At 32.5% G+C, this 19979-nt stretch carries 23 protein-coding genes; 9 read left to right on the forward strand and 14 right to left on the reverse strand.

Annotated elements, in window-relative coordinates; all coding sequences use genetic code 11:
• Window positions 1–35 precede the first annotated feature (35 nt).
• The 6 genes from BZARG_RS13300 to BZARG_RS13325 all read left to right on the forward strand — a co-directional run bounded on the left by BZARG_RS13300 (window position 36) and on the right by BZARG_RS13325 (window position 5896).
• Window positions 36–854: an enoyl-ACP reductase FabI gene (locus tag BZARG_RS13300; protein WP_008639200.1), complete on the forward strand. Its 819-nt coding sequence runs from the start codon at window positions 36–38 to the stop codon at window positions 852–854.
• 116 nt (window positions 855–970) lie between these two features.
• The gene (locus tag BZARG_RS13305) at window positions 971–1978 is read left to right on the forward strand and encodes a glycosyltransferase (RefSeq protein WP_008639204.1); all 1008 of its coding nucleotides are present in this window, start codon (window positions 971–973) and stop codon (window positions 1976–1978) included.
• The gene (locus BZARG_RS13310; RefSeq protein ID WP_008639225.1) at window positions 1975–2943 is read left to right on the forward strand and encodes a CdaR family protein; all 969 of its coding nucleotides are present in this window, start codon (window positions 1975–1977) and stop codon (window positions 2941–2943) included. Before BZARG_RS13305 ends, BZARG_RS13310 begins: the two co-directional genes overlap by 4 nt.
• Window positions 2940–3533 (forward strand): dephospho-CoA kinase, encoded by a 594-nt coding sequence (coaE, locus tag BZARG_RS13315; protein ID WP_008639241.1) that lies wholly within the window; start codon window positions 2940–2942, stop codon window positions 3531–3533. The genes BZARG_RS13310 and coaE overlap by 4 nt, the downstream gene beginning before the upstream one ends.
• 70 nt (window positions 3534–3603) lie before the next feature.
• Window positions 3604–5175 carry a sensor histidine kinase gene (locus tag BZARG_RS13320; RefSeq protein ID WP_008639261.1) on the forward strand — a complete coding sequence of 524 codons (1572 nt, stop codon included), beginning with the start codon at window positions 3604–3606 and terminating at the stop codon, window positions 5173–5175.
• Between the two features lie 4 nt (window positions 5176–5179).
• Complete coding sequence (locus BZARG_RS13325; protein ID WP_008639247.1) at window positions 5180–5896, forward strand: response regulator transcription factor; 717 nt, start codon at window positions 5180–5182, stop codon at window positions 5894–5896.
• Window positions 5897–5938: 42 nt separating this feature from the next.
• Here the strand turns inward: BZARG_RS13325 and miaA are convergent, their stop codons facing one another.
• The 9 genes from miaA to BZARG_RS13370 all read right to left on the reverse strand — a co-directional run bounded on the left by miaA (window position 5939) and on the right by BZARG_RS13370 (window position 14477).
• Window positions 5939–6850 carry a tRNA (adenosine(37)-N6)-dimethylallyltransferase MiaA gene (gene miaA / locus BZARG_RS13330; RefSeq protein WP_008639208.1) on the reverse strand — a complete coding sequence of 304 codons (912 nt, stop codon included), beginning with the start codon at window positions 6848–6850 and terminating at the stop codon, window positions 5939–5941.
• Window positions 6851–6862: 12 nt separating this feature from the next.
• Entirely contained in the window at window positions 6863–7765 is a 903-nt protein-coding gene (locus BZARG_RS13335; protein ID WP_008639232.1) for an ion transporter, read from the reverse strand.
• 34 nt (window positions 7766–7799) lie between these two features.
• A complete protein-coding gene (locus BZARG_RS13340; RefSeq protein ID WP_040288810.1) occupies window positions 7800–9167 on the reverse strand; it encodes an exonuclease domain-containing protein in 1368 nt (455 codons plus the stop codon).
• Between the two features lie 64 nt (window positions 9168–9231).
• Entirely contained in the window at window positions 9232–9888 is a 657-nt protein-coding gene (locus tag BZARG_RS13345; protein WP_008639245.1) for a YggS family pyridoxal phosphate-dependent enzyme, read from the reverse strand.
• An 8-nt stretch (window positions 9889–9896) separates the two neighbouring features.
• Window positions 9897–10796, reverse strand: coding sequence for a hypothetical protein (locus tag BZARG_RS13350; protein WP_008639242.1), 900 nt, complete (start codon window positions 10794–10796; stop codon window positions 9897–9899).
• Window positions 10796–12034 (reverse strand): DUF1015 domain-containing protein, encoded by a 1239-nt coding sequence (locus BZARG_RS13355; RefSeq protein ID WP_008639269.1) that lies wholly within the window; start codon window positions 12032–12034, stop codon window positions 10796–10798. Before BZARG_RS13355 ends, BZARG_RS13350 begins: the two co-directional genes overlap by 1 nt.
• Window positions 12035–12117: 83 nt before the next feature.
• The gene (locus BZARG_RS13360) at window positions 12118–12447 is read right to left on the reverse strand and encodes a four helix bundle protein (protein ID WP_008639284.1); all 330 of its coding nucleotides are present in this window, start codon (window positions 12445–12447) and stop codon (window positions 12118–12120) included.
• Window positions 12448–12476: 29 nt separating this feature from the next.
• Window positions 12477–13367, reverse strand: a complete 891-nt coding sequence (locus tag BZARG_RS13365; RefSeq protein ID WP_008639224.1) for a 3-hydroxyacyl-CoA dehydrogenase family protein — start codon at window positions 13365–13367, stop codon at window positions 12477–12479.
• A 150-nt stretch (window positions 13368–13517) separates the two neighbouring features.
• Entirely contained in the window at window positions 13518–14477 is a 960-nt protein-coding gene (locus BZARG_RS13370) for a Gfo/Idh/MocA family protein (protein ID WP_008639290.1), read from the reverse strand.
• 156 nt (window positions 14478–14633) lie between these two features.
• Between BZARG_RS13370 and BZARG_RS13375 the strand changes: the two genes are divergently transcribed.
• Window positions 14634–15275: a protein-L-isoaspartate(D-aspartate) O-methyltransferase gene (locus BZARG_RS13375; protein WP_008639250.1), complete on the forward strand. Its 642-nt coding sequence runs from the start codon at window positions 14634–14636 to the stop codon at window positions 15273–15275.
• Between the two features lie 19 nt (window positions 15276–15294).
• Here BZARG_RS13375 and BZARG_RS13380 read toward each other — a convergent pair whose 3' ends face one another.
• Both BZARG_RS13380 and smpB read right to left on the reverse strand, forming a co-directional pair.
• The gene (locus tag BZARG_RS13380) at window positions 15295–15819 is read right to left on the reverse strand and encodes a hypothetical protein (protein ID WP_008639259.1); all 525 of its coding nucleotides are present in this window, start codon (window positions 15817–15819) and stop codon (window positions 15295–15297) included.
• 9 nt (window positions 15820–15828) lie between these two features.
• Window positions 15829–16284 (reverse strand): SsrA-binding protein SmpB, encoded by a 456-nt coding sequence (gene smpB, locus BZARG_RS13385; protein WP_008639265.1) that lies wholly within the window; start codon window positions 16282–16284, stop codon window positions 15829–15831.
• Between the two features lie 93 nt (window positions 16285–16377).
• Here smpB and BZARG_RS13390 point away from each other — a divergent pair, with 93 nt between their 5' ends.
• Window positions 16378–17142, forward strand: a complete 765-nt coding sequence (locus tag BZARG_RS13390) for a DUF6503 family protein (RefSeq protein WP_040288813.1) — start codon at window positions 16378–16380, stop codon at window positions 17140–17142.
• On the opposite strand, the gene BZARG_RS13395 is transcribed toward BZARG_RS13390, so the two are convergent.
• The 3 genes from BZARG_RS13395 to deoC are packed head-to-tail and all read right to left on the reverse strand — an operon-like array spanning window position 17111 to window position 19018.
• Window positions 17111–17623, reverse strand: a complete 513-nt coding sequence (locus BZARG_RS13395) for a histidine phosphatase family protein (RefSeq protein WP_008639292.1) — start codon at window positions 17621–17623, stop codon at window positions 17111–17113. The genes BZARG_RS13390 and BZARG_RS13395 overlap by 32 nt on opposite strands.
• An 18-nt stretch (window positions 17624–17641) precedes the next feature.
• Window positions 17642–18340, reverse strand: coding sequence for a purine-nucleoside phosphorylase (deoD, locus tag BZARG_RS13400; RefSeq protein ID WP_008639263.1), 699 nt, complete (start codon window positions 18338–18340; stop codon window positions 17642–17644).
• A 21-nt stretch (window positions 18341–18361) separates the two neighbouring features.
• A complete protein-coding gene (gene deoC, locus BZARG_RS13405; RefSeq protein ID WP_008639218.1) occupies window positions 18362–19018 on the reverse strand; it encodes a deoxyribose-phosphate aldolase in 657 nt (218 codons plus the stop codon).
• A gap of 247 nt (window positions 19019–19265) precedes the next feature.
• Between deoC and BZARG_RS13410 the strand changes: the two genes are divergently transcribed.
• Window positions 19266–19895 carry an OmpW/AlkL family protein gene (locus BZARG_RS13410; protein ID WP_008639210.1) on the forward strand — a complete coding sequence of 210 codons (630 nt, stop codon included), beginning with the start codon at window positions 19266–19268 and terminating at the stop codon, window positions 19893–19895.
• Window positions 19896–19979 lie beyond the last annotated feature (84 nt).

A 19979-nucleotide genomic window follows, 5' to 3' on the forward strand; every position in this document is an offset into this window, starting at 1 on the left:
TGAAAATTATTAAAAACAAAATCAACACTAAAAATATGTCACATAATTTATTAAAAGGAAAAAGAGGAATCATATTTGGAGCTTTAGATGAAAACTCAATAGCTTGGAAAACAGCAGAGCGCGTTCACGAAGAAGGCGGTACATTTGTTTTAACTAATGCGCCAGTTGCCATGCGAATGGGTCAGATAAAAGATTTAGCCGAAAAAACGGGTTCTCAAATTATTCCTGCCGATGCAACTTCGGTTGAGGATTTAGAAAACCTTATAGAACAATCTATGGAGATTTTAGGTGGTAAGATTGATTTTGTATTGCATTCAATTGGTATGTCAGTCAACTTAAGAAAAGGGAATCATTATACGAGTCAAAATTATGATTGGACTCAAAAAGGTACCGATGTTTCTGCTATGTCATTTCATAAAGTGATGCAAACCTTGTATCAAAAAGATGCTATGAATGAGTGGGGAAGTATTGTAGCACTTACTTATATGGCTTCTCAACGTGTGTTCCCAGATTATAACGATATGGCAGATAATAAAGCGATGTTAGAAAGTATTGCTCGTAGCTTCGGGTATTTCTTCGGTCGTGATAAAAAAGTACGTGTTAACACTATTTCACAATCTCCAACGCCAACAACTGCAGGAAGTGGCGTAAAGGGATTTGATGGTTTTATTTCGTATGCTGATAAAATGTCGCCTTTAGGAAATGCAACTGCTTTAGATTGTGCTAATTATACGATAACAATGTTTAGCGATTTAACACGTAAAGTAACACTTCAAAACTTGTTTCACGATGGTGGATTTAGTAATATGGGTGTTAGTGATGATGTTATGGAAACGTTTACAAGAGATAAATAATTACAACATAATTTTAAATTTTTTTAGTGCTAATAACCAGTAAAATTTTTAAAATAAAACGATTAAAAGCTACTCAATTGAGTGGCTTTTTTTGTGGGTTTAATTACATTTGCTTTATGGAATTACAGTTTTCATTTATTATACCTGTTTTTAATCGGCCAAACGAGATAGACGAGCTGCTACATAGTTTTTGTAGTCTTATTACCGAGGAAAGCTATGAGATTGTTATTGTTGAAGATGGGTCTACTATCCCGTCTAATAAAATAATAGAAGGTTATAGTGAAAGATTAAATATAACCTATCTAGTAAAGACAAATACAGGTCCAGGTGATTCTAGAAACTACGGAATGCGTCATGCTCAAGGCAATTACTTTATTATATTGGATTCGGACTGTATTTTGCCGCCAGAATATTTAAAGGCTGTAGGCGTTTATTTGTCTAAAAAATATATCCATTGCTTTGGTGGGCCGGATGCAGCTCATGAATCGTTTAATAGTTTGCAAAAAGCTATAAACTTTTCGATGACTTCTTTTATAACCACAGGTGGCATTAGAGGTAATAAAACACAAATTGATAAGTTTCAACCGAGAAGTTTCAATATGGGTCTTTCTAAAGAGGCTTTCTTAAAAACAGGTGGTTTTGGAAATATTCATCCAGGTGAAGATCCTGATTTAACTATTCGACTTTGGAATTTAGGCTATGAAACAGCATTAATTTCAGAAGCATTTGTGTATCATAAACGCCGTATATCCTGGGCTAAATTTTATAAACAAGTTTCAAAGTTTGGTAGTGTTCGTCCAATATTAAATATGTGGCATCCAGAAACAAAAAAAATAACCTATTGGTTTCCTTCTGTGTTTATTTTCGGATGGGTCTTGGCACTTATTTTAACCGGTTTTGATTATTATCAATTACTTGCAGCATACATTTTATATTTTGTACTATTATTTTTTGTAGCATTAATTTCCACGCGTAATGTAATTATTGCTTTTCAATCAATTTTTGCAACAATCATTCAATTTACGGGTTATGGCTTCGGTTTTATAAAATCTATCATTATATTAAAATTCAGTAATAAAAAACCAGAGGAACGTTTTCCTGACTTATTTTTCAAAAACAAATGATATTTAAAGCCTTAAAATCCAAAATCCTGAAAGGAATTAAAAACAAAAGAATCAATGTTTTCTTTTTGTTTTTAGTGATGTCTTTTAGCGTGCTTATTTTAATGAAGCTCTCCAATACATACACGAATACCATTACGTTTCAAATTAATAAGGTCAATGTACCTGAAACTGCGGTTATTTTTGATGACGCTGATAAAACGCTACGAATAAGCTTAAAATCTCACGGTTTTAATCTGCTCAAGTATTATTTCAAAACGCCTAAAATAGATATCGATTTCAGTCAGAATATGGCTAAAACAGACAAGCATTATGTTTGGAATAATAAATCAGCTTTTCTGGATATTCAGTCTCAATTAAAGGAAACTGTAGATGTTGTCCGCATTTCACCTGACACCTTATTATTTAAATATGATGTGAATGCCATAAAAAAAGTGCCAGTAAAAATTAATACAAAGATTAATTATGCTATTGGATATGACATTTTAGATAAATTTAAAATAGTACCGGACTCTATTAAAATTATAGGGCCAGAGATATTGGTTTCGGCAGTGAATTATATTGAAACGGATACGCTAAAACTGCAAGGTGTAAAAAAAGATATTAAAACTACTATTGCATTAAAATTGCCAGAAAACATTAAACAATTAAGTTTTTCAGCAAGTAAAGTAGAAGTGGAAGCGAAAGTAACAAAGTTTACCGAAGGGAAATTAAAAATTCCTGTAACGGTTATAAATATTCCTGAAAATATTAATTTGAAATATTATCCCAAAAAAATTAGCGTATATTATTATACAAGTCTAGAGAACTATAAAACTATTTCGGCATCAGATTTTCAAATTGTATGTGATTTTGCTGAAGTATCTCAAAACCAATCGTTTTTAATTCCCAGAATTACCAAGCAGCCAGATGTTTTACGTCGTGTTAAAATTAATCATGATCAAATTGAATACATTATAACAGAATGAAAATAGTAGGTTTAACAGGAGGAATTGGTAGTGGTAAAACTACCGTTGCAAAATTATTTGCGGAAATTGGCATACCCACTTATATTGCGGATGACGAAGCAAAAGCACTAATGAATCGTTCAAAAACTATAAAACGTGAATTAATCGGGTTATTTGGTAGTGAAGCGTACTACAATGAAACGATAAATAGAACTTTTATTGCACAAGCTATTTTTAGTGATAAAGACTTATTAAATAAGATGAACGCTATTGTACATCCTAAAGTAGCAAATCATTTTAAACAATGGGTAACAGAACAGGAAACTGTTTATGTATTAAAAGAAACTGCAATTTTATTTGAACATGGTGGTGAAAAGGATTGTCATTTTACGATATTAGTTACAGCTCCAGAAAATATAAGAATTGAGCGCGTAATAAAACGTGATAGCAAAACTAAAGAACAAGTACTTGCTATTATTAAAAATCAGTTACCAGAAGCTGATAAAATTAAAAAAGCGACTTTTGTAATTGAAAATATAGATTTAGAATCTACTAAAAATCAGGTCCTAAAAGTGCATAAAAAACTACTACAAGCTATTATAATCGACTAAATTTTAACATTTCTGTTAATGTAAGGTTAAATGCTAAGATAGGTAAATGTTAAAATGTTAATTTTGAAGGATGAGCAAAAAGTTATTCGTCATATTGGTGTTGTTAATGAGTTTGTCGCTTGTTGGTATAATATTTGTCCAAGCTTATTATATCAATAACTCAATTAAAAACGAAGAGAATCAATTTGATTTTAATGTCAGAAAGGCAGTAAGTTACACCTCTCGTCAAATTGAAGAAAAAGAGATGACGACCTTTTATAACCAGTATCAAACGCTAGTTGATGAGAATAAGCAGGCAGATACAGTTGCCATATCAAATTTATTTATCGTTTCTCAAATTAATGATACCAATGAAACGTTTGTTTATAGAAGTGGTATTTTAGAAGAAAATCATAAATTATCATCGTCGCTCTTTGACATAGGTTTAGATAGTATAAATATCAAACGTATTATTGGTACTTCAGAAGCAAAGGTTTTTAGTAACCAAACTGGACTTGATAAGGGCATGAATACAAACCCTGTTTTAAGTTTAATTAAATCCGGACGTATAACGCCTGCGGAACGTATTCATTTTAATGAAGCTTTTAAAATACGCGGGAGTAGAATTCCAATTCATAAGCGAGTTCAAGAAGATCAAATTCGAAACTTACTTTCTAAAAAGCTAAAAGAAGAGAATATTGATTTGGACTATGAGTTTGCTATTTATAGTAATGATTTAGCTACAAAAATTCAAAGTGATAACTTTGAAAAGCAGGAAGGAACTTTCAGTATTGCTATTTTTAAAAGTGAGATAGATAAAAATAATTATAATCTATTAGTTAATTTTCCGAAACGAAATAAGTTCATTCAGTCATCTATTATTAGAATGACGCTTTTATCAATTATTTTTACGTCAATTATAATTATTGCTTATTCAAGTGCTTTATTACAACTTTTCAGACAGCGTAAAATTTCTGAAATAAAAACGGATTTTATTAATAATATGACTCATGAGTTTAAAACACCTATTGCTACCATTAATTTAGCTTTAGATGCTATTAAAAACCCTAAAGTCATAGACGATAAAGAACGCGTAGCAAGATATTTACAAATGATACGCGATGAGAACAAGCGTATGCACGCGCAAGTAGAAAACGTGTTACGAATATCTAAACTTGAAAAAAACGAATTAAATATAAGTAAAGATCGTGTAGAGCTGCACGAATTGGTTGAAGATGCTATTGCGCACATTGAGTTAATAGTTGAAGACCGTAAAGGTTACATACACACGCATTTAAATGCTGAAAAAACATCCGTTTTAGCGAATGAGATGCACTTTACAAATGTGATAGTAAATATTTTGGATAATGCTGTGAAGTATTCTCCGGATTCCCCAAAAATTGATGTTTATACTGAAAATGTTGGTACAAATATTATTTTGAAAATAAAAGATCAAGGAAGTGGAATGGGTAAAGCCGCTCAAAAACAAGTGTTCGAGAAATTTTACAGAGAACACACAGGAAATATACATAATGTAAAAGGACATGGGTTAGGTTTAGCATACGTTAAACGAATGGTTGAAGACCATCAAGGACACATTTCCGTTGAAAGTGAAAAAGACAAAGGAAGTACTTTTATTATAAAACTTCCACTAATATCATAAAGCTATGACAGAACAAAACAAAAAAATATTATTGGTTGAAGATGATCCAAATTTTGGAACTATTTTGAAGGATTATTTAATGATGAATGACTACGACGTTGTTCATGCTAAAAATGGCATGGAAGGCTTCGAAAAGTTCAAAAAAGATGATTTTGATTTATGTATTCTGGATGTGATGATGCCGTATAAGGATGGTTTTACACTTGCAAAAGAGATTCGTGAGAAAAATGCTGAAGTGCCTATTTTTTTCCTAACAGCAAAAGCTATGAAGGAAGATGTACTAAAAGGATACAAAGTAGGAGCAGACGATTATTTAAATAAACCGTTTGATAGCGAAGTGTTATTAATGAAGATTAAAGCTATTATGCAGCGAAAGGCAACAGAAACTGTTGCAGATAGCAAGCAATTTCAGTTCACTATTGGTGGATTTGAATTAAATTCTAAACTTCGATTTTTAGTTTATAATGGTGGAGAACAAATTAAACTATCACCTAAAGAAAATGAGCTATTACGCTTGTTGGCTTTACATGAAAACGATTTAATGCCACGGGAATTGGCGCTAACAAAAATTTGGCGTGACGATAACTATTTTACATCTCGAAGTATGGATGTCTACATCGCTAAATTGAGAAAATACTTAAAGCTTGATCCTAAAGTAGAAATACTAAATATTCATGGTGAAGGTTTCAGATTAGTTGTGAATACAGATTCAGAAAACTAATTATAGCATACAGAAAAAGCCAGCTTTAACAGCTGGTTTTTTTTATCCTTTAATTTTAGTTTTTATATGTTTGATAATGGTTTCAATATCGGATTCAAAATCAAACCAATACGTGTCTTTATTTCTTTTAAACCAGGTTAGTTGCCGTTTGGCAAATCTGCGGCTATTTTTCTGAATTTCAGAAATGGCAAATTCTAAAGTCCATTCACCTTTTAAAAAGTTAAAGATTTCTTTATATCCCACCGTATTCAAAGCGTTTAGATCTGCTTTATCTTCAAGGCTTTTTACTTCATCTAATAAACCGCTTTTCATCATAATTTCTACACGCTTATTTATACGATTGTAAATTTTTTCGCGATCCGCAGTCAAACCAATCGAAATAGTTTTAAAGTTTCGCTGGACACGAGCTTGTTTCAAAAAAGAAGAATAAGGCTTTCCGCTTCCTATGCAAATTTCTAAAGCTCTAATTACCCGTTGCGGATTATCTAATGCTATATCTTTATAGGAAATAGGATCCAAGGTCTTCAGTTGCTCTTGTAGCGACTGTAATCCTTCAGATTCTAGTTTGGCGTTCAATTGGTTTCGGATACTTTTATCAACTTCTGGAAAGTCGTCTAAACCATTTGATACCGCATCTACATATAAACCAGAACCGCCAACCATAATTACGATATTATGGTTTGTAAATAAGTCGTTTAATCTGGAAATAGCATCTTTTTCAAATGCCCCTACATTATAATCGTCCTTAATAGATTTATGATGAATAAAATGATGTCTAGCCGCTTGAAGTTCTGAAGATGTTGGTGCTGCCGTTCCTATTTGCATTTCTTTGTAGAACTGTCGTGAATCGGCTGAAATAATATCAGTATTAAAATACTGTGCCAATTTAATACTTAAAGCTGTTTTACCAATGGCTGTAGGGCCTACAATGGAAATAAGGTAATTGTTAGGCATAATTAGTAAAAGTTAATTTTTTTTAGGAATAAAATATAGTGAATGGCCACAATTATAACAAAACTTTGCAGAATCTCGGTGATTTTCTTCCATGCAATAAGGACAGGATAATGAATTTAAATCAACATCCGCAGGGTCTGGGGGATAAGCATTAAGCTGATTTGAAACATTTCTATCAATCCCATCTTTTATATTGGCTTTCCGCGTATATTCTGCCGAAACAATTCCAGTAGGAACAGCAATTATACCGTAACCTAAAACCATTATAATAGTTGCTATAAACTGACCTAATGGTGTAACAGGAGCAATGTCTCCAAACCCTACAGTTGTTAGCGTCACAATAGACCAATAAATACTTTTAGGGATACTGTTAAAGCCACTGGCTTCACCTTCTACAAGATACATAACCGTCCCGAAAATAGTAGCCGCTATAACCACCGCAAACAGGAATACAAATATTTTGGCGCGACTTGCTTTTATGGCAGTGACCAAATGGTTGGAAGCTCCTAAAAAGCGTGCTAATTTTAAAATTCTAAATACCCTTAACAAACGTAAAGCACGTAATGCTACTAACGCTTGAGTTCCAGGGAAAAGTAGAGATATAAATTTTGGAAGGGTTGATAATAAATCAATAATACCATAAAAACTAGTGATATATTTTAATGGTTTCTTTACGGTAACTATTCGTAAAATATATTCAACACTAAAAAGTGCAGTAATGATCCACTCCGATATATTTAAAAATGCATGAAACTGTATTTGAATGCTTTTGACACTTTCTAGCATTACCAAAATGATACTGGCCAGAATAACTATTAATAATAGAACATCAAATAGTTTTCCAGCTGGTGTATCCGCTTCATATATAATGTCATGAAGCTTGGATTGCCAAGGTTTAAAGAGTCTTTCCTTCATATTTTTAAAATTATCAAAAGTTTATGTAAACCGATTAGTTTTCGAACTTTATAATTTTTGTTTTTTTATTTTTTCTTAAGAAGTTTTTAATAATATGCTGAGCGTCTCGGTTGTTTTCCATCGGGGTTATTAATGATTGTAGAACCTCCCTTTTGGTTATTTGATAGTTAAGATTAAAATAGCCCAAACCTTTAAAAACACCATTTTCTATTAAAATAGCGCTGCGCTCATCTATTTCGCGAGCGCGATCAATAATAACCATACTTTCGTTACTATAGCTGTTTTTTGCAATTAAACTTAAAACTCGATTATTATAATCTTCCGGTGATTCTTCTTGAATACAGGCACCTAAACATTGTTTAATATCGTAATTAAAGCAACTGGTTTTCGTTGGATATAAACCAGTTAGTTTTTGACATAGCTGAAATTCCTCTACAGCATTAAATAAAAAACTTTTGGCGCTTTGTCTATTTGCAAATGTAGTTATTGGTTTTTTTCTACCATCGGCTTTATCTATAACTAAATTGATATAGCCATTTTCATCAGTAAATGAATAGAGCGCATGCGTGAAAATATTACGACGTAACGCGCGATTAAAAATAGGCTTAATACGTTTAATCTCTTCACTTTCTTTTAACAAAGCTACTAATTCACTGCCGGTATGTTCGTAGGTTACGGTAGCGGCGTCGCGTTGTAATTTTTTTGATTTTGAACTATTACTTGTAAAATGCTGACTGATTCTGTTTTTTATATTATTGCTCTTGCCTATATAAATAATATCGCCATCTGCATTATGAATGTAATATACGCCCGTTGAATGCGGAAGTTCCTTAATAATATTTTTTAAATTGGAAGCAATTTCTTTTTTAGCTTCTAATTGAATGGTATCTTTTACAATTACTTTGTCCGAATCTTTGGAAAGCAGCATTTTAAAAAGTGTAACCGTTGCCATAGCATCACCATTTGCGCGATGTCTATCACTAACAGGAATCCCCAAAGAGCGTGCTAATTTCCCTAAACTATAGGAGTCTTGACCAGGAATTAGTTTTTTAGACAATTCAACCGTACATAGTGTTTTACGTTTAAAAGGAAACCCCAAACGATCGAATTCCGTTTTTAATATGCGATAGTCAAATTGTGAATTGTGAGCTACAATAATGCAGTCTTCTGTCATTTCAACAATACGCTTAGCGACTTCATAAAATTTAGGAGCAGTGCGAAGCATCTTGCTATTAATACCTGTTAAATTCACTACAAAAGGTTGAATTTCGCGTTCAGGATTTACCAAGCTTATAAATTGATCGACTACTTTATGCCCATCAAATTTATAGATTGCTATTTCTGTAATACCTTCTTCGTTGTATTTACCACCAGTGGTTTCTATGTCGAGAATTGCGTAAATAAGTATGCTGTTATTTGTTGTTGATTTTCATGAAAATATGCTATTTTTTGGCGTATTTCATGTTTTAATAATTTCGTTCGCCAAAGATACTACTTCCTACGCGAATCATGTTGCTTCCGCAATTTATTGCTAATTCGTAATCGCCACTCATGCCCATAGATATAATTTTTAAATCGGTATAAAAAATTTTTAAGTCATCAAAAACTGATTTTAATCGGTTGAATTCTGCGGTAACTTGCGCTTCATCATCTGTAAAAGTAGCCATTCCCATAACACCAGTAATTTGTATGTTTTTGAGTTCTTTGAAAATATCGGCTTGTAACATATTTATAGCATCAGCTTTAGCCATTCCAAATTTAGAATCCTCCTCCGCAATTTTTATTTGAAGTAAGCAGTCAATAACGCGCGATTCTTTTTCAGCTTGTTTATTGATTTCTTTTAGCAGTTTAAAACTATCCACACCGTGAATTAAACTTACAAAAGACGCCATGTATTTTACTTTGTTACGCTGTACGTGTCCAATCATGTGCCACTCGATATCTTTTGGGAGCGCTTCGTGCTTATCAACCATTTCTTGAATTTTATTTTCACCAAAAATGCGCTGGCCGGCATCATAAGCTTCCATAATATCGTTGTTAGGTTTAGTTTTTGAAACTGCAACAAATGTTACATTTTCTGGGATTTTAGACTTTATAGATTGTAAATTTTGCTTAATTGACATAGTATTAATTATTTTTTCCAATTAAATTCTGTTTTGGCCTTGTTTGAAAACTCTAAATCGCGAATAGGTATCGAAAACAGATCTTCCTGATAGGTTTCCGGAATATCAAAAATAGAAATTAAACCATAGCGCTGATTTTTATAATGTATAAAACTGTAAACATCGTATCTCTTATATATGGTATAATCTATAGCATGTTTTAAATATGCCTTTCTATAAAAGGGTTCAAACAATATCCATGATTTCTCGAAATTACGCTTAATTCCAAAATTCTGATATTCCAGAATAGTAAAATCATTTTGTATTAAAGCGAAATTTTTGCCCGTTGGATATTTATCCAATTTTCTGGTGAGTGCATAAAACTCCGATAGATTTTCGAAAGCAACATCTTCAAATACTTTTTGTTGTTCTTTTTTCTGAATGGAATCTAGAGTTACTTTTTGTGTAATTTCATAACGTAATTTGTTATACATGACCGTTTTATTCTGAAGGCCGTTTAATTGCCGTAAATCTGCTTGTTTTAAAAAGTTGTTATCTAACCAAATAACATGATTTTTAAGATACATACTTTTAAACCAAACAGCTAATTCGCCAGTTGTAATAGCTTCATAGTAAGATGTGTTATCAGGTTCATAGGCTAAATTGAAGCCATAATCCTTAACGAGTGTGGTTAATTCAGTTTTAAAGAAATTAATATCGCTTTCTTCAAAACTTCTATTTAATAATAGATATTTTAAATTACTTTCATATCCATAATTTTCTTCAAGCTTAATTATTTCGTTTTTAACAAGTTCATAATTATTGTAAAATAATGGATAAATTGTACTGTCTATTACCGTGTCGCGTTTATTTTGTGAAAATAAAGTAACTGAAATAAAACCGAATAAAAGGCAGAGATACGCTTTCATTAAAACTCATAAATAGTTATACCGCTTCGCAGTTTGGGCTCAATAAATGTTGACTTTGGTGGCATTTTTAAGCCATCGTCAGCAATTTGCTTCATTTCTTCGATCGTTACAGCAACCATGACAAAACCGACAGCAAAATCGCCGCTATCCACATTGCTCTTTAGGTTAACAATATCTTTTTTGCCATTCATGTAAAAAATGCGCTCATCATTTCGCAAGTCTTCAACACCTAAAATGGGTTCTAGAATAGTTTTATAAAGAATTTGCGCATCTAAACTATCTAAAGATGTATCATTATTATAAGCACTTTTTCTTAAGTAAAGCGAATAAAAATCACCATCTAAATACATACTAAAATGATGTTTCTGGGTTGGCTTATACGGATTAGTCCCCCGATTTTCAATACGATACACTGTGTCTAATTGAATTAAAAAAGCATCTTTAGATAAACCGTTTAAATCTTTTACTAAACGGTTAAATTCATGAATGCGTAAATCGGATTCAGGAATCAAATAGCTCATAAAAAAATTATAAGGTTCATCACCTTGATGATTTGGGTTTAACGCTTTCAAATCTTTATACAATAAGTAGGAAGATGCAGATCGGTGATGGCCGTCCGCAATATAAATATGCGGCATACTTTTAAACTCTTCCTCGATATTTTTCAATAACTCTGGTTCATCTACCCGCCATAAATAATGTGTATCCCTGTAGGTTGTAGTGAACTCATATTCCGGTCGTTCCTTTTGTTTTTCGGAGATAATGCCTTTAATTACCGCATTATCTGGATAGGTGAGGAGCACGGGCTCCGCGTTAAAGCCTACTGTTTTTAAATATTCTTTAAAAATGATTTCACGATATTCTATAGTGTCTTCGTGTTTTTTTATAAGATCGTTTTCATAATCTAAAGCACTTGTAGCGGCAACAATTCCATTAAACTCCTGATTTTCTCTATCTACTATTTTATAAATATAATAGGTGGGTTTTTCATCTTGTACAAAAATATTTTCTTCCTTAAACTCTAAATATCTGTTTTTGACTAATGAATACCGTTCAATACCAGAAATTTCCTTTTCAAAACGGTAGCCAGGATTTACAATATGTAAAAACGAAAATGGATTGTCGCGTAAACGCGATTCACGCTGTTCTTTGGAGTAACTTTGATAGGATCGCGCTGCCACAAGACTGACTTTGTCTCGGGTTGGACGAACCGCTTTAAAAGGAATTATTTTAACCATGTAACTTTCAGTATTCAGTTCCGATAGTTATCGGGATTAGTGATTAGGTTATTAACTTGAGCCAAATTTTTCAGGATTTAGAATCATATAATTAATTTACCAACCTCAACAGATTCAGTTGATAATTTATCTAAAGTTTTTTGATGTATATATTTATAAGCTAGTGAAAATTCTAACCAAATTTGTGTTTCAGAATTTTCAGCATCGCCATCACTTAATTTGCTGGTAACCTGTTTAGGATATAACCTTTTTCTATAAGTTTCAGCTAAATTGGCGCAAACACTTCTTGAAGATCTTCTAATTTGATCAGTCAATGAACATGTTTCTTCTTTAGGAAAGGATTTTGATATATTAAATATTTTCATAGCTAAAGTAAATCCTTTTTTATATGCTAATAAATCTTGAAACCTCATAGTTTAAAATTGAAAGGCTAACTGACCACTTATTTTAAAAACTGCTTGGCTACATTTTCAGCTTTACGACTTTCGGAATAATCATAAAAACCTTCACCAGATTTTACACCTAATTTCCCCGCTCTCACCATATTAATCAAAAGTGGGCATGGTGCGTATTTAGGGTTTTTAAATCCGTCGTACATAACATTTAAAATAGATAAGCACACATCTAGTCCAATAAAATCGGCTAGTTGTAATGGTCCCATTGGATGTGCCATACCTAGCTTCATAACGGTATCTATTTCTTCAACACCAGCAACGCCATTATATAAAGTTTCAATAGATTCGTTAAGCATAGGCATTAAAATACGGTTAGCTACAAAACCTGGGTAATCGTTGACTTCTGTCGGTATTTTTCCTAATTTTTTAGAAAGTTCCATAATGGTTTTTGTCACATCGTTACTCGTGCTATAACCGCGAATAATTTCTACTAACTTCATGATCGGCACTGGGTTCATAAAATGCATGCCAATAACTTGACTTGGCCTGTTAGTAACAGCTGCAATTTGTGTGATGGAAATAGAAGATGTGTTCGTAGCCAATATGGTATCTTGAGAACAAACAGCGTCTAACTGCTTAAATATTTTTAACTTTAAATCGATGTTTTCAGTAGCAGCTTCAACTACTAAATTCACATTTTTAACACCTTCAACCGTATCGGTATATGTGGTAATATTATCTAACGTTTCTTGTTTTTGAGCTTCGGTGATCTTTTCTTTAGCAACCATTCTATCTAGATTTTTAGAAATGGTAGCTAAACCTTTTTTTAAGGACTCTTCACTAATATCAATTAATTGTACTTTAAAACCACTTTGTGCAAATGTATGTGCAATGCCATTTCCCATGGTTCCGGCTCCTATTACTGCTATGTTTTTCATTGAAAATTTATTTTCATTCCCTTAAAAAAGGGAATCTTGTTAATGTAATGTTTAATGTTACTTATGAGTTCCGATATTAATCAGAAAGAAATTTCCCTCTCTTAACCTTTATGTAAATGACGTATAATGAGATTCCCACTTTCGTGAGAATTAAAATTGATTAATAATCATTGTTGCCACACGCAATGCTTCTGTGCCATCGTGAAGTGTAACAACTGGCGTTGTGTTATTATTAATGGCATCGGCAAAAGTCTCCAATTCATCTAAAATGGCATTATTATCCGTTACATCTGGATTGTCAAAATAGATTTGCTTTTTAACACCTTCGGCATTTTGTAAAACCATATCAAAATCGCCAGGAATTTCTGGAGCATCTTTCATTTTTACCACTTCACATTTCTTCTCTAGAAAATCGACAGAAATATAAGCATCACGTTGAAAAAACCGGGTTTTACGCATGTTTTTTAATGAAATCCTACTGGCAGTTAAATTAGCAACACAGCCATTTTCAAATTCAATTCGGGCGTTGGCAATATCTGGCGTATCGCTAATAACTGAAACGCCACTAGCAGAAACACTTTTTACTTTAGATTTTACAACACTCAAAATAATATCAATATCATGAATCATTAAATCTAAAACTACAGGAACATCCGTTCCTCGCGGATTAAATTCCGCCAAGCGGTGTGTTTCAATAAACATGGGGTTTTCAATTTTATCTTTAACGGCTATAAACGCCGGGTTAAAACGTTCCACATGTCCAACTTGTCCACGAATATTATGGTGGGAGAGGAGTTCACGAATTTCTTCAGCCTCTTCAACCGTATTAGTAATTGGTTTTTCAATAAAAATATGTTTGCCTTGTGCTATGGCTTTTTTAGCACAATCGTAATGTGAAAGGGTAGGCGTTACAATGTCTACCATATCAACAGCAGCAATAAGCGCATCGATGGTGTTAAAGTATTTATAGCCAAATTCGGCTTCTACTTTTTTAGCATTGGCTTCATCGGCATCGTAGAATCCTACAAGTTCATATTTATCAGACTGGCTTAAGAGCCGTAAATGAATTTTACCTAAATGGCCTGCGCCTAAAACACCTGCTTTTATCATTTTATTATCGTTTTGAACAAAAATAAGGTTTTTCATCATTTATTTATGTGAAAATAGGCATAAAATATAGGCTTTTAAAATGTGGATAAGTTACGGCTGTTTAATTTTAACCCTTGGAATGTTTGTGTAATTTTATGCTTTAATAAACAAGATACATTGAAAGATACATTTAGACATAAAGGCATGCGCCAGCAACTTGTACAGGTTGTTAAAGATAAAGGAATTACAGATACGAATGTACTAAAAGCTATTGGTAAAATCCCACGTCATTTATTTATGGATTCTGGTTTTTTAGATCATGCTTACCAAGACAAAGCATTTCCTATTGGTGCTGATCAAACTATATCGCAACCTTACACCGTTGCATTTCAGTCTGAATTACTACAAATTCAAAAAGGCGATAAAGTTTTAGAAATAGGTACAGGAAGTGGTTATCAAACAGCAGTGCTTTGTGAGCTTGGCGCTCAAGTTTACAGTATAGAGCGTCAACATGAACTGTTTAAAAAAACAAGTAAGTTTTTACCGAAATTGGGCTATCGCGCTAAAAAATTAATTTTTGGTGATGGTTATATCGGTTTAAAAGAAGAAGCACCTTTTAATAGTATAATTGTTACAGCAGGTGCGCCTTTTGTGCCGAGTCCGTTATTGAGTCAATTAGCTATTGGGGGGCGATTGGTAATTCCTGTTGGTGATAACGTTCAAACCATGACGTTATTTATTAGAAATAGCGCTAAAGATTTTGAAAAGCACGAATTTGGTGAATTCCGTTTTGTACCGCTTTTAGAAAATAAAAATTAATATTTTTTTCGACTTTAAATTAATCTGGTAAATAATCTCTAGGAATTGGTTTTACAGGTGTTTCCTGCATCCAATAGACGTTTATAATCCACCAACGCATTCCGTCATTTAATAACTGAATACTTTTAATGCCACGCATGGCAGGGTATGGATCATCCTCGCTATGATATACTTGAAACGTGCTAAAAACATGTGCAATATTACCAAAAACATCCATTTTACGATGAATCTCTTTTTCAATGTAACCTTTGCTTTTTAGCCATTCGCCAGAAACGTCTTTATATTCATCCGCGCTCATATATTTCGCTAAATGATTGCCGTCTAAACTCCTTCCTGTTGGAATAATTTTCGCTCCTGGATAAAACAAATATTTATAATCTGTCCAATTCCGGTCGTAACCTTTTTTACCCGAATTAACGGCATATAATTCAGTTATGATGGCATCAATAGTACCAACCTTTCTAGAACTTGGATCTAGTAGTAGTTGGGCTTGTAATTGTGAAAATAGTATAAAAAAGACTAAAAAAATAAGAGTTTTTTTCATGAGTAAGCATTAAAAACTTTTTTTAATCCGATCTAATCGAACTTTATTGTCCCGATCCTTAATAGTTTCGCGCTTATCAAATAATTTCTTTCCACGCGCCAAAGCTATTACCAGTTTGGCGTAACCTTTGTCGTTAATAAATAAACGCAACGGTATGATAGTCAGTCCAGAGTTTTGAACTTCCTTTAGTAATTTTTTAAGTTCACGCTTGTTTAATAACAGTTTACGCGAGGCTTTTGGTTTATGATTGTAATAGGTGCCATATAAATATTCTTCAATCGTCATATTGATTACAAATAATTCACCTTTCTCGTTAAATTCACAAAAACTTTCAGCAATGGATGCTTTACTGCTTCTAATGGATTTTATTTCGGTACCAGTTAGTACAATACCAGCTGTATATTTATCTAAAATTTCATATTGAAATCTCGCCTTCTTATTCCTTATGTTTATGGTATTCTGCATATAAGTCAAAGGTAAATAAATTATGATTGCTTTTTGAATTTAAGCCGTAAGTATTCGTTAGATTTACGACAGAATTGGGAAATATATTGTTTTATGAAGTATTTAAGCGCATTATTTTTGATCTTATTTTTATCGAGCTGTCAAACAAATAATAAGAAATTGACGGCTACTGATATTATTAATAAATCTATAACGGTTGCCGGTGGTGATAAATTTGATACATCTGCTTATTCATTTCAATTTAGAGATAAAATGTACCGTGCCGACCGAAATAAGGGTCTGTTTTCTATTTCAAGAGAATTCCTTAAAGACTCGGTTGGATTTATTGAAGATTACGTGACTAACAATGGTTTTGAGCGATTTATTGATAAAAAAATGGTGAGTGTTGCAGATACAACTGCTAATAAGTTAAGCGCATCTGTAAATTCTGTTCATTATTTTTCGGTGTTACCTTATGGTCTAAACTCGGAAGCAGTTAAGAAAGAGTTGTTAGGAATTGTTTCAATAAAAGATGTGCCTTACCATAAAATTAAAGTCACCTTTAATGAAGAAGGCGGAGGCGAAGATTTTGAAGATGAATTTATTTATTGGATCAACATAGAAACCTTTAAGGTAGATTATTTAGCTTATTCCTATAAAGAAGTGGATGGTAGTTTAGGTTTAAGGTTCCGTGAAGCTTATAACGAAAGGTATGTAGGAGACTTACGCTTTGTAGATTATAATAATTATAAATCAGAAACTGAAGGGGTTTCAGTAGAAGATCTAGATGATTTGTTTCAAAAAGATTTACTCAAATTACTATCTAAAATTAAGCTAGAAAATATTACTATGGGTTCATCGTTAGAAGAAAATCAGTAATTATATCATCTGTAATGGTCAGTATATATAAATTACCATTATTACTATCATCAATTTCTTGATAACTATTAGTTTCTAAAAACTTATTTACAAATTTGGGAGTTGTATCACTATGCCCAACAATAAGTACGTTATTTCCTTTGTTGTCAATTAGCATTTTTTCGGCATCCAATTTGTCGGCATTATAAAACTGAACAGTTAGATTATTGTTTTTTGCCGTCGGTGCACCAGTTTCAATAGTTCTATTATAATTTGTGGTATAGATTGCATCAAACTTTATATGCTGAAGCACCTCCGCCCAGTATTGCGCTCTTTCTTTTCCAAGTATTGTTAAATGTGGATTTTTGTTGTCTGGATTGCTTCTGTCTTTTTCAGAATGGCGAATAAAATATAAGGTCGTTAGCGTTTTGTTATCTGATTTTTCGCTACAGCTAGAAAGAGATAAAAAACCGATAAAAATAAAGGTTACCAGAAATTTCATGCAAATAGTATTTATTAATTAAGCCAATTCCAAGGCGATCTTAATCATGTCCTTGAATGTTGTTTCGCGTTCTTTACTAGTCGTGCGCTCACCAGTAACTAGAGAGTCTGAAATGGTTAAAATAGTCAAAGCATTTACATTGTGTTTCGCTGCCACCGTATAAAGTCCGGCAGTTTCCATTTCTACGCAAAGCACACCAAATTTAGACCATTTTTTATAAGCTTCTTTATTGTCCGTATAGAACTCATCCGAAGTGAAGATATTACCAGCTTTTATAGAAATATTTTTAATTTTAGCGACTTCAACTGCTTTCTGAAATAAGTTAAAGTCGGCAGTTGGGGCAAAATTGGCACCACCAAAGCGTAATTCATTAACACCAGAGTCCGATGAGGCTGCCATAGCTAAAACGATATCCCTAACCTTTACATGTTCTTGATAAGATCCAGCACTACCAACACGTATTAGATTTTTAACGCCAAACTCCGTTATAAGCTCATTTGCATAAATAGATATACTTGGAACTCCCATTCCTGTTCCCATTACGGAAATAGGTTTTCCATTAAACGTTCCTGTGTATCCAAACATGTTTCTTACTTCATTAAAACATTTTGGGTTTTCTAAAAATGTTTCTGCTATCCATTTAGCGCGCAAAGGATCACCAGGCAATAATATCGTCTCGGCAATATCTCCCTTTTTGGCATCAATATGTACACTCATAATTACGTTTGTTTTATTGGGTTATAATTTTAATTCTTTGTTTACCATCATAGAAACACCTGCTGATGCGCCTATTCTATCAACGCCAGCATCAATATATTTTTTTGCAGTTTCCAATGTTCTTATTCCGCCTGAAGCCTTTATTTTAGCACCATCTTTCACCGTTTTTTTTATCATTTTCACAGCAGTCAATGTAGCGCCACTTTTTGAAAAACCAGTGGAGGTTTTAATATAATCAGCTTTAGCATCTAGACATATCTGGCAAGCCTTAACGATTTCATTTTTTGATAGCTCACTTATCTCTAAAATAACCTTTAGTGTATTTGTGCCTATAGCAATTTTAACGTCGCGGATATCGGTGTAGACTTTGACAAAATTCTTGCTTTTTAGCATGCCAATATTAATAACCATATCTATCTCATCGGCGCCATCTGAAATAGCTTGTTGTGCTTCAAAGACTTTTGTTTCGGTAGTCATAGCTCCTAAAGGAAATCCAACAACAGAACAGATTTTCACATTAGATTTAGCTAAAAGTTCTTTTGCTAAAGGTACGTAAAAGCCATTAATGCAAACACTGAAAAAATTATATTTCTTGGCTTCATCGCATAGCGTTTCTATTTCTTTTAGGGTTGCTGAAGGTTTAAGCAGCGTATGATCTATATAATTGTTGATTGTCATATATTATTTTAAAAAACAGGTTAAGTGGTTGTAAAAATACGATTAACTGTCTATGATTTGAAATTAATAACTAAATTTTAATATAAATTATATGATTATTTCATTTCAAAATTTAATATCTTTTATATATAAGTTATTGCGTTGATTTTTAGTTTGCTGTATTTGCCAATTCTTATCTATGATTTTTATCAGGATTTAAGAGGTAATTTAAAATTATTTTTGTGGTATAATTTTAAAACTTTATATCATGAAAAATTTAATATTTAGTGCATTGATGTTATTCGTATTTATATTTAATACGCAAGCACAAGAGAGGCTAACATCTAACAATAATTATAGTAAATGGCAAGCGCGCTTTAGAGTTATTTCAGTAATTCCTATGGCAGGAGATGATTTAGAAGGGGTGGATGTAGGTATTTCCACGACTTTTGTTCCGGAGTTGGACTTTACATATTTCTTCACAAAAAATTTAGCTGTCGAGTTAATTTTGGCAACGACCAAGCATGATGTGGAAGTTAAAAGTGTAGCCGGAAACCTTAATTTGGGTCATGCATGGTTATTACCTCCAACCTTAAATTTTCAATATCATTTTTATACTGGAGATTTCAAACCCTATATTGGAGCTGGTATTAATTATACTATTTTTTACGGAGTTGATGAAGGGGATGTAGTGGGTATGGATTACGAAAACACCTTTGGATTTTCATTTCAAGGCGGTATAGATTATAATTTAAATGAAAAATGGTTTTTAAATCTAGATGTAAAACAATTGTTAATTACGTCAGATGTAAGAGTGGATACAGGTTTAGGTGTGTTGCCAGTTGAAGTAAATATCGATCCCCTAGTTGTAGGTTTAGGTATTGGTAGAAAATTTTAATTATTATTGAAAAGCTTTAGATACAAAAAAGCGCATTAGTCGGTCGTTTTTGTTTGTTTTAGTATAATAATATTATTGTCGTAG

This window comes from Bizionia argentinensis JUB59 (genome assembly GCF_000224335.1).
Taxonomy (GTDB): domain Bacteria; phylum Bacteroidota; class Bacteroidia; order Flavobacteriales; family Flavobacteriaceae; genus Algorimicrobium; species Algorimicrobium argentinense.

Excerpts from the sequence above, each read along its gene's own strand:
- BZARG_RS13300 (WP_008639200.1), top strand. The coding sequence starts at position 36 with ATGTCACATAATTTATTAAAAGGAAAAAGAGGAATCATATTTGGAGCT.
- BZARG_RS13305 (WP_008639204.1), top strand. The coding sequence starts at position 971 with ATGGAATTACAGTTTTCATTTATTATACCTGTTTTTAATCGGCCAAAC.
- BZARG_RS13310 (WP_008639225.1), top strand. The coding sequence starts at position 1,975 with ATGATATTTAAAGCCTTAAAATCCAAAATCCTGAAAGGAATTAAAAAC.
- coaE (WP_008639241.1), top strand. The coding sequence starts at position 2,940 with ATGAAAATAGTAGGTTTAACAGGAGGAATTGGTAGTGGTAAAACTACC.
- BZARG_RS13320 (WP_008639261.1), top strand. The coding sequence starts at position 3,604 with ATGAGCAAAAAGTTATTCGTCATATTGGTGTTGTTAATGAGTTTGTCG.
- BZARG_RS13325 (WP_008639247.1), top strand. The coding sequence starts at position 5,180 with ATGACAGAACAAAACAAAAAAATATTATTGGTTGAAGATGATCCAAAT.
- miaA (WP_008639208.1), bottom strand. The coding sequence starts at position 6,850 with ATGCCTAACAATTACCTTATTTCCATTGTAGGCCCTACAGCCATTGGT.
- BZARG_RS13335 (WP_008639232.1), bottom strand. The coding sequence starts at position 7,765 with ATGAAGGAAAGACTCTTTAAACCTTGGCAATCCAAGCTTCATGACATT.
- BZARG_RS13345 (WP_008639245.1), bottom strand. The coding sequence starts at position 9,888 with ATGTCAATTAAGCAAAATTTACAATCTATAAAGTCTAAAATCCCAGAA.
- BZARG_RS13350 (WP_008639242.1), bottom strand. The coding sequence starts at position 10,796 with ATGAAAGCGTATCTCTGCCTTTTATTCGGTTTTATTTCAGTTACTTTA.
- BZARG_RS13355 (WP_008639269.1), bottom strand. The coding sequence starts at position 12,034 with ATGGTTAAAATAATTCCTTTTAAAGCGGTTCGTCCAACCCGAGACAAA.
- BZARG_RS13360 (WP_008639284.1), bottom strand. The coding sequence starts at position 12,447 with ATGAGGTTTCAAGATTTATTAGCATATAAAAAAGGATTTACTTTAGCT.
- BZARG_RS13365 (WP_008639224.1), bottom strand. The coding sequence starts at position 13,367 with ATGAAAAACATAGCAGTAATAGGAGCCGGAACCATGGGAAATGGCATT.
- BZARG_RS13370 (WP_008639290.1), bottom strand. The coding sequence starts at position 14,477 with ATGATAAAAGCAGGTGTTTTAGGCGCAGGCCATTTAGGTAAAATTCAT.
- BZARG_RS13380 (WP_008639259.1), bottom strand. The coding sequence starts at position 15,819 with ATGAAAAAAACTCTTATTTTTTTAGTCTTTTTTATACTATTTTCACAA.
- smpB (WP_008639265.1), bottom strand. The coding sequence starts at position 16,284 with ATGCAGAATACCATAAACATAAGGAATAAGAAGGCGAGATTTCAATAT.
- BZARG_RS13390 (WP_040288813.1), top strand. The coding sequence starts at position 16,378 with ATGAAGTATTTAAGCGCATTATTTTTGATCTTATTTTTATCGAGCTGT.
- BZARG_RS13395 (WP_008639292.1), bottom strand. The coding sequence starts at position 17,623 with ATGAAATTTCTGGTAACCTTTATTTTTATCGGTTTTTTATCTCTTTCT.
- deoD (WP_008639263.1), bottom strand. The coding sequence starts at position 18,340 with ATGAGTGTACATATTGATGCCAAAAAGGGAGATATTGCCGAGACGATA.
- deoC (WP_008639218.1), bottom strand. The coding sequence starts at position 19,018 with ATGACAATCAACAATTATATAGATCATACGCTGCTTAAACCTTCAGCA.
- BZARG_RS13410 (WP_008639210.1), top strand. The coding sequence starts at position 19,266 with ATGAAAAATTTAATATTTAGTGCATTGATGTTATTCGTATTTATATTT.